Below are 13,683 nucleotides of genomic sequence, written 5' to 3' on the forward strand. Positions count from 1 at the left end.
ACTCATAAGAAAAATTACGGAGTATATTTGGGATATTGTGATTCTAAAACGGGACTTTTTATAATAGATTTTGGACTTGGTGATGCTTCAGCTTCTTGAGTTATTGCAGGTATGTTGTTATTTTTTTTAGTGAGCTGTCGTATCTCGTATTGCTCACGTTCAACTATTGGGTCAATTAAGAGCGCAACGATAGAGTTATTTTTAGGCTTAGAAAGTACTTCACGCACTCTTTTCTCACTAGAGTATGAGTGTAGCTCTTCTATATTTTTTATGATACCTAATTGACGACTATCAAACTTAGCTTTAGTCTCATTAGGAACTAGTGTTCCCGTACTGCCGTTACCTAACCAATCACTTCTGACACTTATAGACTCGTCTGTAAAAATTTTGATGAAAGTCAATATTGCTCTATCTAGTCTCTTTCGATGCTCATCCTCCAAACTATCAGTAGAAACATCAATGTTGCTAGAATCATTGTTATCAACAGCGACAGGCCTAACTGCCTCCATGAGAGAGAGATTAATACGCTTATTAATGACATGGTTGCTACCAGGGATAGGATCATTATTGATATCGTGATCAATTTTAAGTGAGCTAAAATTGAAGGTGCCTGTCCTTGGGCTACTAATTGCTGTTGTGTTATCAAAGCGCTTTGATATTCTTGAGCTACGGTTTGCAACTGTGCTGAGAAGTCGCTCTCTTGCTCTTTTAAGGTCAATAGTGTTTTCTCGTAGCTCTGAGCTTTCGCTTTTGCTATACGCTCTGCTAAATTTTTCGACTTCAAATTCTCGCTCATAAATCTCGCCCTTAAACCTAATATTATTCTTCCCATCAGGATTTTCGATACTGATACTAGTCTTAGTTTCTCTTGCAACTACTAACCCTAAACTGGCAAAAGCCTTTAAAATACCATGACGATTTGTTATATAGCCTTTCTCGATTCCAGAGATGATAAAGTCATGTATATCTTCACGAACTTCAGCAGTACTTTTTGGCAAATCGGAAACAGTTGCTAATACTCTTCTCCGTTTAGGGTGATTCGGATCGGCTAGACTATAAGTGGCATTTATTACATCACGCCATGAATCAACTAAATTGACATCGTTTCTGTGAAAGTAAACAGGGAGTGCTTTACCACTCGTCAGCTCAACATTAGCAAAAACGAAATTTAGTTCCAATCGTCTTTGTTTCTTACCCTCTTCATCAAGGATCGGATTATTGTCTTGATCGATTAACACCTTATCCGTATGCTCTACCCAGTAGCCTGTATACTGATTTACGGCAAGATTTGGGAATAGTGTCTGCTCAAAGCTATCTATAATCTCGAGCTTTTTTTTATCATTGAGTTTGTCTCCTTCACCATAGTCAAATGCTAGGACACCACTTGTATATATCTTTGCAAAATTTAATCCGTTGATAACTTCAGTTGTGACTTCAGGCTCGCCTTTCAGAACACGCGCGTATCTTCTATTATTATCTTTGCCTAGTAAATAATCTCTAACAGCTCGTCCACCGCTAGATTTTCGGTTATCCTTAGTTCCTCCTCTTCGATTAAAACTGACTAGCATAGTTTTTTACCTTCTCAATTTCCTCACGCAGCAAGACTACTTCTTGCCTCAACACTTCTTGTGACACACCAAAACCGTAGGTGTTAATCTGCTTTGTAAGCTGATTGATGTTGTTGCAAGCGCCAGCAAAAGCTCGCATAAATTCCGGATCGACTTTTGGAGTCAATTTTCTACTCTTGAGTATATTTGCATTAATGCAAAAGTCACGCATAAAAGGGGCAAGCGGTTTGCCGTCTGCCCTCTGTTTTAATTTTAAAAGTTCATCACTAGTAACACGTATTTTTATTGATTTTTCTCTTATCGATGTTTTAGTTCCAATCAATTTAGCCATTTTAAAGTTACTCGACTATCTGTGGCAGCCTCTACCATCAAGACCTGCACATCCTGTAGGTACATCACCACATTCATATTTCTGCTGAGTGACACTAACCATGTGGCCACAGTTATAACAAGGCAGCATGAAATCCTGATTTTCATAATCATAACGATCTTTTAATTCTTTCTCGGTTAACTCATACATGTTAATGATCCTCTTATGTTAGCAATTACTTTTAGTATTTCTTTTCTCATATCATCACTTGCATCTTTTTGTCTCTCCCACTCTCGCATTAAGTCGTTTTGGCGAACACCAGCTATACCAGAAAAAATATACTCAGCAAATAAAAGTAATTCTAATTGCTCTTCATTAGACAGACTATTTAGAAATTCTTTAGTTGAGGCTTTATTAGCGATATGAGCACTAATAAGCTGTAAAGAAGATTTGATAAGCTCCAGCATTGTAGTTGATGTTATTTTTCGGTTAATACCAGCTTTATCGAGTGTTGTAACTCCATCTAAACCATAAAACTCTTGATTAGCAGAAACATGTTCAAAGGTAATACTTAACAGGTTTTAGATAAGTCCTTTAGTAAGGTTGTTTGTTAATTTTGTCATATAATTATCTGTTGGATTGATTATTGTGGTTGTACCTAAGTCGTCTAATCGCACTATATTATTCATAAGTTATTCCTTCTATTAAAAATAGTTAATTTCTTTGCTTTTGGGGTTAAGGGGTTTCCCCTTACAAGACGACAGTGCAACCTCATAACGGAGTGGAGAGGGGGCGCTGTCTGTGCTTGCTATTGATGCTAAGAGAATAGAATATATAATGCGTGGGATATAAAAGATAGGCTTTGGACAGACACTTATAGCAAGCAGACATCGCTTTATACCTTCCAAACATCGGCATATAAATGAAAATATTTATACGCTTTATATGTTCAAAGAGAGTGTATAAAACTTAAGATTATTTGTATTACTTATGTTTCTAAAGCATTGTTTATATTTGATATAGTGATGATAGAGCATGTGATTAATGAAGTTTCTGTATTCTTGCTTGTTGCTGTTATGGTCGTTTCCAATACCGATAGTAAGTGTACTTGCAACTGATAACGTTTAGATGAATGTAAGATATTCGAAGTTATTCCTACGAATAGACCAATTCAAAATCAATATACGAATGACCATATACTACTGTCATAAAAACCCTTTGCACTGCACTTTAGTGCCTCTGTTTGCTACCTATCCTATTTTGACGTTCTACAAATTTATATTGTTAACAATGTATGTTACTTATATTTTGTGCTTTTTCCTCACTCTATCTTTTTCTAAACTGACAAACCTAGTTTCTAGCTATTAACAAAGACCTTCTATCTGGCAATGCTGTCGGTACCAGACTACATATGCAGTATATCAGTCAAGATAATGATGACATATCACTGTCTGGCACGCTCTATCCAGAGATAACCAATGGTATTGTCTCATTAGATGAGTTGCGAGACATGGCAGCGACTGGTAAGACTTACGCGCTCATGAATGGCAAGGTTTACTATTACGGCATGTGCTATATCACTGACATCAGTGAGACTCAATCACACTTATTGTCAGACGGTACTGCTCGTAAAATTAGCTTTAGCTTAGCACTCAAGTTGGCAGATGATAGCGAGCGTGAGCAAGTGGCCATTTTAGACCAGGATTGAGCAGACGTATAACACACATTCAAATAACGTATAGACCCCTGTTCCACGTAAACAATGTAAGAAGATAGAGGTGGAACACCCCCTAAGAGACGTTTTAAAGCTGATTTAACCTAGTCTTATCTAATCTTTGATAGGAACTTAAGTTATGACAGATTTATTTACTCTTGGACTGGAAATTATGCATCTTTGTGTCGAACACTATGGCTTACCTAAAACGCTCTTAGGTATCGCTTTTTTCATATCGTTGTTGATTATTTTATGGCAACTACCAGAACTTATCATTGCATGGAAAAGCTAACATGAACCTATTCAAACTTACGATTGAAGGCATTGATCGCACAGCGCAGGTTGAGAAGCGCCTGATTAGGCTATCGATTACAGACAAGCGTGGTATTGGAGCGGATGAGCTATCACTGACGCTATCTGATCATGATGCCGCGCTACCCTTGCCTATCAATAGTAACGAAATAAGGCTATGGCTCACAATGCCTGAAACTGGCGACATGATAGACAAAGGCACCTTTACTATTGACCAAGCAGAGCACAGCGACACACCTGACCAGTTGCAGATCCGTGCCAATTCAGCCGATTTTAAGTCATCATTGAAGGTAAAGCGCAGTGACAGATATCATCAGCACAAGCTTGGTGAAATAGCTTCGAGTGTGGCCAAACGTCATGACCTGATATTATCAATTGATGCGACGGTAGTAGCGATGATGATAGATCATGTCGATCAGCACCGTGAGAGTGATATCAATCTATTGACCAGGCTTTGTGATGACCATGATTTGATGTGTACGATTAAGGCAGGACCGCTGATCATCAAGCCAATTGGTAATACCAAATCACCTTCAGGGGCGGCATTGGGAGCAGTCAGTATCACTCGTCAGTCTGGTGACAGCCATCGCTATAGTCGTGCTGATCGCACCAGTGACTATGATGAGACGACATCTAGCTATCATGATGATAAAACTGGTAAGACTAAGCATATCAGTGTCAAAGACGGTAAATCTAAACCACTGAATGCTCTACCCAATGATAAATCTCATCTACTGACCAAACCGGCCAAGTCAAAAAATGAGGCGGTATCCAAAGCAAAAGCGAGCGACAACAAAAAAGCCCGCCAAGTGGCGAGCTTTGATTTGACGTTAGCAGTAGCGCGTCCTGATATTATTGCTGATAGCCCTGCGACAGTGCGAGGCTTTAGACCTTATATCGATCAACATCAATGGACAGTCGTAGAAGTGATACATGACCTATCAGGTAGTGGTTACAGTACTGGCATTAAGTGTGAGGCTGGGATTTAAATTCAAAAAAAATTTGTACCTCTACTCGAGTTTATCGAAGAGTTAGTGTATCATTCTAACGTAGAGGAGATATGAAATGAACATTGAAGCGGTTGACTTATTCTGTGGTATCGGCGGTCTCACAGCAGGTCTCATTAAATCTGGTGTTACGGTAAAAGCTGGCTACGACATAGAGCCTTCTTGTCAGTATGGGTACGAATATAATAATAAAGCTACCTTTATTCTCAAAGACGTCGCTGATGTAACAGCGGATGAAATTAACGACTGGTATTCTGAGGGCGCTATTCGCCTACTAGCTGGCTGCGCACCATGCCAACCTTTTTCTACCTATAATCAAGGGAAGGATACTACTTTAGATAAAAAATGGCCGTTGCTTTATCATTTTATGAGGCTGATCGAAGAAGTTCGTCCTGAGCTTGTAACAATGGAAAATGTGCCTGATGTTACCAAGCATAAAGTGTACCATGATTTTGTATCAAAACTTGAGGAACTAGGATATACCGTATCTGCTAATAAAGTTGATTGTGTACAGTATGGAATACCACAAACGCGTAAGCGTCATGTTTTATTGGCTAGTTTAATATCTAAAAATATTGAACTCATCCCACCAACACACGATAAGCCTGTAACGGTGAGAGACGTAATTGAAAGCTTGCCCATTTTATCTTCTGGCCAACGAAACCAAAAAGACTTTCTACATATATGCCCAAAATTAAATGAGCTAAATATGAAACGTATTAAAGCTTCTAGACCAGGTGGGACATGGAGAGACTGGCCTGAAGAATTATTAGCTGCTTGCCATAGAAAAGAATCAGGTAAATCTTATAGCGGTGTTTATGGTCGTATGGAGTGGGATAAACCCGCCCCAACTATGACTACTCAATGCTATGGCTTTGGTAATGGTCGTTTTGGGCATCCATCACAGCATCGTGCTATCTCCTTACGAGAAGCGGCAATCTTCCAGACCTTTCCAGAAGACTACCAATTTTGTAAGGGTGAGTTTTATATCAAAGAAGTTGGCAAGATGATTGGTAACGCTGTTCCTGTCAGGTTAGGCGAAGTCGTTGGTATCAGTTTATTGAGAAGCGCGTAAGTACTTTTGACGGGTTAGAAAGTTATTTAACCCGTTGAATACCCCCATCAGCACAGCCTCAACGCTTTGCAAGTTATCATCAATAGAGTCAATAGGCATATTCTGTCCACATTGTGCGAAAGACTCTGAGCCATGAGCTAGGGAGTTACGCTTTTTCCTGATATCCTCTATTTTATCTGGATTCCAGAGTAAAGGTTGACTATCAATCTTATATGGTGAAATTCTGATGTCATATTTCTTACAATATTCATCTATTACTCCACAGTCAATATTTCCACTAAAAAGTTTCTTTTTATCGTATCCTAAATCAAATATTCTATCTCGGATATCTGCATTATCTCTAGAAAACTCTGAAACCTTTTCATTAGTTAAACCCTTACTAAAGGACTGTAAAATCACCTTATGCAATTTTTCTGAAAGTTCTAGTAAATTACGATTTTCATCTCGTATAGTCTCATGTATAGCATTAATAGACTCACTCATTGTTGACTCCATTAAGTTATAGAGTAAGAGGTATGTTGAAGCTCTTAATGTCTTTTGTAACTCCCTATCTATCTTATGACATGCAAAATCACTTCTTGTAGGTGTTCTAGTCGATTGAGGTTCAACGGTAAGAACATTTATCCAATTAAAATTGTCTGTTTCCGTTCTTTGCTGTAAAGGATCTACAACTCTTCTCTGTATAGGAAAAAGTGAATTCAAATTAAATGAAAAGTTTAATTTATCATCTATATATTTTTCAATGTATCTTTCTTCTGATACCGCTGGAGAAGATATATCAGCTAGTTTTTTTACAAAAACAACATAGTTTTTTACTTCCTGTAATCTTGTTTGGAAATTTTCATAAGCGAACTGAAGATTCGCATTACTAATTTGCATCTACTCCACCTCATCTTCTAAATTCACTTCATCACCCAACAGCTTATTTTTTACAAACTCTATTCGCTTCTTAATTTTTGGTCTAGAGTTACTAGCATCTGAACGTATCATTGCTAAAAAATCAGGGTCTTCATACGCCCAGTAATTATCAGTTGGAGAAATACTAGAGTCCTCCGAAAGTGCTAAGCTTGTTCCAACAGACATAGCTTCAAAACGAATCCTAGATACTGATTTTGAAGTAGCAGATTTTCTAAAGCCATTAGGAAAATATTTTTGAACAAACTCCAACATATCTGAGAATTCTTTTTCTAACTCAATTTTTTTATTACTATCGAATCTCTGATCCATATCGCCAATATAGTCATCTAAGAAACCAAGGACACTGTTATCTTTTGTCCCATCTTTTCTTTTCCCAAAATCTAGATATCTATCTCTATAAGCAAAGAATCTTAAAACATACTCTGTTCTTTCGCGTCTTTTTACTTTAGATTCTGGCATTGGCGTCATAGTAAGGAATTTTTCATCTGAAGCAAGCCGTCTAATGAAAGCTATAAAATCACTATCTTTTGTGCCAATCCATTTCTCCATATCAGTAAGCTTAGTACCGCCACTGTTTAGTCTATCAAACATTAGACGTCTTGCATCTTCATCAACATTTTGAAGTTCAATCATTCTAACAGTACTACGCTTGAAACGTTTTTGCCTGACAGGAGGTAGATCACTAAATATACTGCCTTCTAAAATTTTAAGACGTTCCATACCAACTAAAGTTAGATTATCGTTTAAATATGCATAAATAGTTTGAATTCTTTGTGCTCCATCAATTACTTCTACATTGCCTTCAGTGTATGGGTCTTCATCTTCATCAATGTCGGCAACGAATAGATAAGGAATGGGTAACCCGATAAGTAGAGATTCAATAAACAAAGATTTTTGCTTTTCAGTCCACACAAATTCTCTTTGATAATCAGGTATAAATATTTCAGGGTCTTGTTGTGATGGATTAAATTTCTCAGATATGACTTCAATAGGATATTCTCTGATATCAAAATCAAACTGCTTTTGGTTGTCTTTTATTTCTGCTTCAGCTTCTATGATGTCTATTTTACTAAAAAGTTGATTTTGATATGACATGGTTATATTTTCCTTCACATATGAAAATTAATTTTGTACATAACTAGAATTATTATCTAAAACTCCTGACCATTATATTTGGCGACCGTCACCTCCCAAAGCTGACTTTCATCATCAAGTTCATCAGATAGCTCATTTACATTAAATAAAGGGCGCAGCTGTGCATAACTGGTACTACCTTCACCGTCGTTCATCATAGCCAGTAAATGGTCACCCTCGTAATCCTTACCGTACTGTTTGACTAAACTTGCTTAGACATTATTCCCAATGAAAGTGGCGTTTGGATTGTTTTCAACGGCATATGCATCTGTGGTGCGGATGCCATTATTAACAGTATATTGCCAATTTTCACTAGTTGCAGCTAACGGTTCATCAACTGTAATACTGGCTATATCCTCAACTCTTCTAACAACGCACCTTAATCTCTTTGATTTCAGATAACTTTACAATAGTTAATGAAGATTATTTGCAAAGTAGATGGTGTAACATTGTTCATACTTAGTTCCAAAAAATGTAATATTAAAGGATATTACTGCGAATGAGCTAATCGGCTTGTAGATTTATGGGCATTTATTTCGAGAATCGTTAGCCAAATATTCAGGGTAAATTTTAATCCTTTTGTTATGACTACTTCGAAGTAGATACAATTAGAGCCATCTGCACAATATCCTTTAATGTGTAATCCTCATTACTTGTAGCCCCCGCTTTTTGGAATGTGTCTTCAACACGAATTAATCTTTCTAAAGCTTCGTCATAACGAGTTTCGTCTCTATTTGGCAATAAACGTCTACCAAAAGATGGTTTTTCGTCACCTCTAACAACGCTGTCTAGATCATTAGCCCAGTCACGCAATGTATCTCCTGTCAATATATACATAACATCAAAACCCATATATATGAGCCTAGACAATAGAGAGGCAGGTATATCTCTTTTACCTGATTCATAGTTACGATAAGTATTAGGATGTATATCCAACTTAGAGCATACATCTAAACTCTTAAGGTTTAAACGTACCCTTTCAAGCTCAATTCTTTTCCCTATCTCTTCTAAACTAGCATTTACCATAAAAGACACTTATTTAATTGATGAAACACTTGTATGTGTAACACATTTGTATTATTATGAACTCAATCGAGTAAAACATTTCATTTCAACATACTATCAATTATAGGATATCTCAATATGCTTACTACTGCATTAACTTCTACTATCAAAGGTCAACTACAAAAGTCTAAGCGGATTTCAGTTCCCATTCGTCTACAAGTAGATGACCATAATGAGCTTAAACATCTAGCGGATATACAACAAAGATCCATGAGCTTTATTGCTATGAGACGTTATTTGCTTGGTCGTAATCAAGAACTACTAAGTCATGAAATTCATAGTAACAGTAGCGATTCAAACATCAAAGGAGTGAAAAATGTTAAATAACGTCGATCTATATCCAACACCTCACGAACAAGAACTACTACAACAAAAAGCTGCTCAACACAATATGAGCGTCACAGAATTTATTGCGGCAGTAATACGTAAAGCTATAAGCGACAAAGACGACACAGACGACTCTCAGCGCATTAATAATTGATTATTAATAAATATAACTGCTGAAAATCTCTTATATAACCACTTCAAGTCAGTTTCTATCGAGTAAATAAATGAAAGCTATGAACTCACAAGTTCGGGACGAGCTAATAACTCGTCTCACAGGGGATTTTGCGCTCAAATTTTCCTCAGATGGGCAATATCTACGTTATGGGAAATGCCCTTCATGCAATAAAAATGAGTTATTCACTGACTCTAATGCACCTTGGAAGATACTATGCGGCCGCGCCAATAAGTGCAGTTACCAAGCATCCACTCGTGACATCTACCCAGATATATTCGCCAATTGGACGCAGAAAAACCCGCCAACTCCCAGCAACCCAAACGCCACTGCTGACGCTTACCTACAATCAGGGCGTGGCTTTGATATCGTCAAATGGCAAGGCAGCTATACCCAAGAAGTGTTCAAAGACTTTTATTCGGATTTTACTTGCCCCACGGTACGTTTCAACATCACTAGCGAAGGTCAGACAGCAGGTTACTGGGAACGATTGATCGAACCTGCTACCAACATCAAAAAAGCACGCGTGCAAACAGGCTTTAAATTCAAAGGACTTGCTTGGCTACCGCCGAAGCTGAATTTGCAACATGGTGTCTGGGCATATGTAAAAGAGCTCTGGGTTAATGAAGGCATTTTTGATGCGATGGCATTGACCGAGAACGGCAAACACGCTATCAGCAATATTACCGCTGGAAACTATCCCAAGACTACGTTAGACCAGATAAAAGCTCGCCTGGACGAACTGGGTAAGCCTTATCCAAAGCTAATCTTTGGTTTAGATAATGACAAAGCAGGTCAAGAACACACGGATAAGTTAGTCGCTCGTGCCCATCAAGATGGCTGGGAGGCTAGCGCCGCGCAGTCAAGCGAGGATAGCGGCGGTCCTGACTGGAACGACTTGCATAAGCTTGGCAAACTTACCAATGCCGACTTCGAACGCTATCGTTTCTATGGGGCGCTACTGATTGCCCATACTGCAAAAGACAAGGCCTTGCTCACTTATAACCAATACGGCACTACTAGCTTTTATATGTTTTTTAATAGCTGCACCTATTGGGTGAAAGTAGACAGTGAAAGCTTTGATAAAGCCAAGCAAATGGACGCTGAAAGCGAACCGACTGAGGATCTATTCAATACTGAAGAGGAATTAAAAGAAGCTATACAGCTCTGGCATGACGACCTAATCCATTCCTGTATGACAGTCACCCAAATCATGAACTGCCAGCCACAGGCGCTCTACTATCAGTCGAATCTTGTCACTGATGAAAGCTGGTACTTCTTTCGCATCCGTACACCGCAGGGCGACTCCAAAAACACCTTTACTGGTAGCCAGCTATCTGCAGCTGGCGAATTTAAAAAACGCCTACTATCTGTCGCACCTGGTGTCATCTATCAGGGCAATTCAAAGCAGCTCGACATTATGTTAGGACGTATGATCAGTGGCATTAAGTCTGTGGAGACTATCGATTTCATTGGTTATAGCAAAGACCACCAGACATACATTTTTAATGATATCGCCATTCGCCACGGTCAGAGCTACCCGCTCAATGCCGATGATTATTTTGACTTACCAAATAATAAGAGTCTAAAAACATTGGCTGCCAGTCCAAATATAAATATTGGAGAGCACCCAAAACAACAGATTAACTGGATTGCCGATATCATTTCTGGCTGGGGTACTCAAGGAGTTATTAGTCTAGTCGGATTCATGGGAAGTCTATTCGCTCAACAGATCCGTCATCGTCAAAAGTCTTATCCATTTTTAGAGATCGTTGGCGAACCTGGTACCGGTAAATCGACATTGCTCAGTTTTTTTTGGCGTCTTATTGGTCGAGATAGCTATGAAGGCATTGATCCCAACAAAACAACCAAAGCTGGTCGTCTGCGTTCATTGTCACAAACATCCAATATGCCCAGTGTATTTATCGAGTCTGACCGTGATGGAGCTGGCACTGGACGCAATAGTCAATTCAACTGGGATGAACTAAAGAACTTATATGACGGAGGAACTATCGGTACACGCGGCGTTAAGTCCGCAGGTAACGAAGTATATGAGCCACCATTCCGTGGCACGGTTGTTATCAGTCAAAACTTACCAGTAGTGGCATCTAAAGCTGTTCTAAGCCGTATCTGTCATATGTTTTTTATATTAGAACATCAGACCCTCGATTCGGAAGCAGCAGCACGTCGTATTGAAAGCTTACAAACTGAAGATGTAAGTCATTTTTTAGTCGATATTCTTAAGCTAGAAGAGAAAATTCTTGAGACCTTTTTTAAAACGAAGATTGAACATGAGCTTTGGTTAAAAGATAAAGGGATTAAAACGTTTCGGGTGGCACATTGTCACGCACAGTTATTAGCTCTGTTTGACGCTTTCAAAACTCACCTACTTCCTGGTCTTCTCTCTATTGAAGATTCTATAAAAGAAGAAGTATTCAGTATGGCAAAGGAGCGTGACCGGACTTTAGATACCGAGCATCCACTCAATATTCAGTTTTTTGATGTTCTAGATAAGCTGAATACACCGCCACAATTAATGGAAGGTAATCATATATTACGCAGATTACATCTCAACCACAGTAAAAAAGATGACCTATTGGCAATCAGTATGCCAGAGGTATATCGGCTAGCAAATGAGCAGCGATATAACCTTCCACCACAGAACGAGATGCAACAAGCTCTAAAACAGTCTAGAGAGTATAAATTTATTGCAGCTAACAAAGTTGTAGATTCAAAAAACATCAATCGAAGTATCCGATGTTGGGTGTTCGAGCAATCTAAAACTCAACCAATTAACTAACCAAATTTCACCAATAAGTGAGTCAGTATGTCAGCAGGTATCGAAAAACTAAAGACTAGCATAAGAGTGTGGTGGCGTATTGATGGCACTCGCTATCGTGAGACGCTAAAAGACACTCCACCTACTCCCGCTAACATTGAATATGCTGAAGGTATAGCTGATCTTATTGATAAACAAATAAAGAAGGGGGTTTTTGATCGAGATCAGATGTTTCCAGATTCGGAAAAAAAGAAAAGTTCATATTTTGAATATTATATTCAACTTTGGTTAGATACAGCAGAATCTACAGTCGCGCCATCATCGTGGAGTTCATACGTCAGCAAAGTTGAAAATCATATCAAGCCTTATTGGCAACGTAAAGTAATCGCTAAGATTAAAGCAGAGGATGTCGAACGCTGGGTTTACAAGACTCTAATGCAGTCGCTAAGTCCAAAGACTATAAAAGATATTTTAGGGCTATTTCAGACTATTTGGACATACTGGGCGCGTGATCAAAAAAATGCTAATGATCCAACACAGTATATTAAGCTTGGTGTACGTGATAGCGATGACATCAACCCCTTTACCAAGCAAGAAATTACTACTATTTTAGCTATGGAAACACAGCCTATATTACGCAATCTCTGGACTGTAATGATTTGGTCAGGACTATCCACTCATGAGCTTATGCCATTAGCTATAGAAGATTTAGATCTAGCGCAGGGGTGCGCCTATATAAAAAGAGGTTTTGTCAAAGGCGCTTACAGAGTCACCAAAAATCGCCGACGCAAACGTCAAATTGAACTACTTCCCATCGTGACTGATGCACTTCTCGATCAGATAAGTATTATAAAAGAAAATAAGATGGTCAGACTCAAAGTATTAGACCGTGACAACCGTACGTATCGGAGTGAAGAATTAACTTTTTTATGGCCCAATCCTAACACAACTAGCCATTACACTTATTCTCAGCTTGAAAAGCGTTGGAAAACTCATCTTTCTAGATGCAAGGTCGAATATAGATCGCTTAATACTGGTCGGCATACATACGCCAGTCAAGTATTATCTACTGGCGTCGTTACTGCAGAATGGTTAGCCAATCAGCTAGGCCATGCTAATACAAACATGATCCACAAGCACTATGGGAAATTTATTCCTGAAGACTCTAAGCACATTATTAGTAGACTATCACAAGCGCTCTCAAGCGAGAGGCCCACTACTTAAATTGCATCCGTTATATAGCATATATAACTTTCGTTATGGCGAACAGTTAGCACATAACCTTAAAGAAGAAAGTCTTGC

General features: G+C 38.5%; 16 protein-coding genes. 8 read left to right on the top strand and 8 right to left on the bottom strand.

All coding sequences use genetic code 11. From position 1 onward, the window contains the following. Positions 1-14: 14 nt before the first annotated feature. From CXF60_RS11045 to CXF60_RS11055, 4 genes are read right to left on the bottom strand one after another with little or no spacing between them, the layout of a single operon-like run. Positions 15-1,568 (bottom strand): relaxase family protein, encoded by a 1,554-nt coding sequence (locus CXF60_RS11045; protein WP_102091976.1) that lies wholly within the window; start codon positions 1,566-1,568, stop codon positions 15-17. Next, complete coding sequence (mobC, locus tag CXF60_RS11050; RefSeq protein WP_102091977.1) at positions 1,552-1,899, bottom strand: plasmid mobilization relaxosome protein MobC; 348 nt, start codon at positions 1,897-1,899, stop codon at positions 1,552-1,554. Before mobC ends, CXF60_RS11045 begins: the two co-directional genes overlap by 17 nt. A 15-nt stretch (positions 1,900-1,914) precedes the next feature. After that, on the bottom strand, positions 1,915-2,088 hold the full coding sequence (locus CXF60_RS14475; RefSeq protein ID WP_180958138.1) for a hypothetical protein: 174 nt from the start codon (positions 2,086-2,088) through the stop codon (positions 1,915-1,917). Then, positions 2,076-2,345, bottom strand: a complete 270-nt coding sequence (locus CXF60_RS11055) for a hypothetical protein (protein WP_102091978.1) — start codon at positions 2,343-2,345, stop codon at positions 2,076-2,078. The genes CXF60_RS14475 and CXF60_RS11055 overlap by 13 nt, the downstream gene beginning before the upstream one ends. An 896-nt stretch (positions 2,346-3,241) precedes the next feature. On the opposite strand from CXF60_RS11055, the gene CXF60_RS11060 reads away from it, so the two are divergent. The 4 genes from CXF60_RS11060 (at position 3,242) to CXF60_RS11070 (ending at position 5,986) form a co-directional block, all read left to right on the top strand. Beyond that, positions 3,242-3,586, top strand: a complete 345-nt coding sequence (locus CXF60_RS11060) for a phage tail protein (protein ID WP_228707119.1) — start codon at positions 3,242-3,244, stop codon at positions 3,584-3,586. Between the two features lie 145 nt (positions 3,587-3,731). Further along, positions 3,732-3,884, top strand: coding sequence for a hypothetical protein (locus tag CXF60_RS14480; RefSeq protein WP_180958139.1), 153 nt, complete (start codon positions 3,732-3,734; stop codon positions 3,882-3,884). 1 nt (position 3,885) lies between these two features. Continuing rightward, positions 3,886-4,893 carry a contractile injection system protein, VgrG/Pvc8 family gene (locus tag CXF60_RS11065; protein WP_102091980.1) on the top strand — a complete coding sequence of 336 codons (1,008 nt, stop codon included), beginning with the start codon at positions 3,886-3,888 and terminating at the stop codon, positions 4,891-4,893. Between the two features lie 76 nt (positions 4,894-4,969). Further along, positions 4,970-5,986, top strand: coding sequence for a DNA cytosine methyltransferase (locus CXF60_RS11070; RefSeq protein WP_102091981.1), 1,017 nt, complete (start codon positions 4,970-4,972; stop codon positions 5,984-5,986). Here CXF60_RS11070 and CXF60_RS11075 read toward each other — a convergent pair. From CXF60_RS11075 to CXF60_RS11085, 4 genes are all read right to left on the bottom strand, one after another. Further along, complete coding sequence (locus CXF60_RS11075; protein WP_102091982.1) at positions 5,969-6,865, bottom strand: MAE_28990/MAE_18760 family HEPN-like nuclease; 897 nt, start codon at positions 6,863-6,865, stop codon at positions 5,969-5,971. The two genes, CXF60_RS11070 and CXF60_RS11075, sit on opposite strands and share 18 nt — an antisense overlap. Then, positions 6,866-7,999 (bottom strand): DUF262 domain-containing protein, encoded by a 1,134-nt coding sequence (locus CXF60_RS11080; RefSeq protein WP_102091983.1) that lies wholly within the window; start codon positions 7,997-7,999, stop codon positions 6,866-6,868. A 56-nt stretch (positions 8,000-8,055) separates the two neighbouring features. Further along, the gene (locus CXF60_RS14485; protein ID WP_180958140.1) at positions 8,056-8,196 is read right to left on the bottom strand and encodes a hypothetical protein; all 141 of its coding nucleotides are present in this window, start codon (positions 8,194-8,196) and stop codon (positions 8,056-8,058) included. 430 nt (positions 8,197-8,626) lie between these two features. Beyond that, positions 8,627-9,064 carry a helix-turn-helix domain-containing protein gene (locus tag CXF60_RS11085; RefSeq protein WP_102091984.1) on the bottom strand — a complete coding sequence of 146 codons (438 nt, stop codon included), beginning with the start codon at positions 9,062-9,064 and terminating at the stop codon, positions 8,627-8,629. Between the two features lie 117 nt (positions 9,065-9,181). On the opposite strand from CXF60_RS11085, the gene CXF60_RS11090 reads away from it, so the two are divergent. The 4 genes from CXF60_RS11090 to CXF60_RS11100 all read left to right on the top strand — a co-directional run bounded on the left by CXF60_RS11090 (position 9,182) and on the right by CXF60_RS11100 (position 13,605). Continuing rightward, the gene (locus CXF60_RS11090; protein WP_102091985.1) at positions 9,182-9,430 is read left to right on the top strand and encodes a hypothetical protein; all 249 of its coding nucleotides are present in this window, start codon (positions 9,182-9,184) and stop codon (positions 9,428-9,430) included. After that, positions 9,420-9,584, top strand: a complete 165-nt coding sequence (locus CXF60_RS14490; protein WP_180958141.1) for a plasmid mobilization protein — start codon at positions 9,420-9,422, stop codon at positions 9,582-9,584. The genes CXF60_RS11090 and CXF60_RS14490 overlap by 11 nt, the downstream gene beginning before the upstream one ends. Before the next feature lie 70 nt (positions 9,585-9,654). Then, entirely contained in the window at positions 9,655-12,402 is a 2,748-nt protein-coding gene (locus CXF60_RS11095; protein WP_102091986.1) for a toprim domain-containing protein, read from the top strand. A 27-nt stretch (positions 12,403-12,429) separates the two neighbouring features. Then, entirely contained in the window at positions 12,430-13,605 is a 1,176-nt protein-coding gene (locus CXF60_RS11100; RefSeq protein WP_102091987.1) for an Arm DNA-binding domain-containing protein, read from the top strand. Positions 13,606-13,683: the final 78 nt, after the last annotated feature.

The organism is Psychrobacter sp. 4Bb, assembly GCF_002836735.1.
Lineage (GTDB): Bacteria > Pseudomonadota > Gammaproteobacteria > Pseudomonadales > Moraxellaceae > Psychrobacter.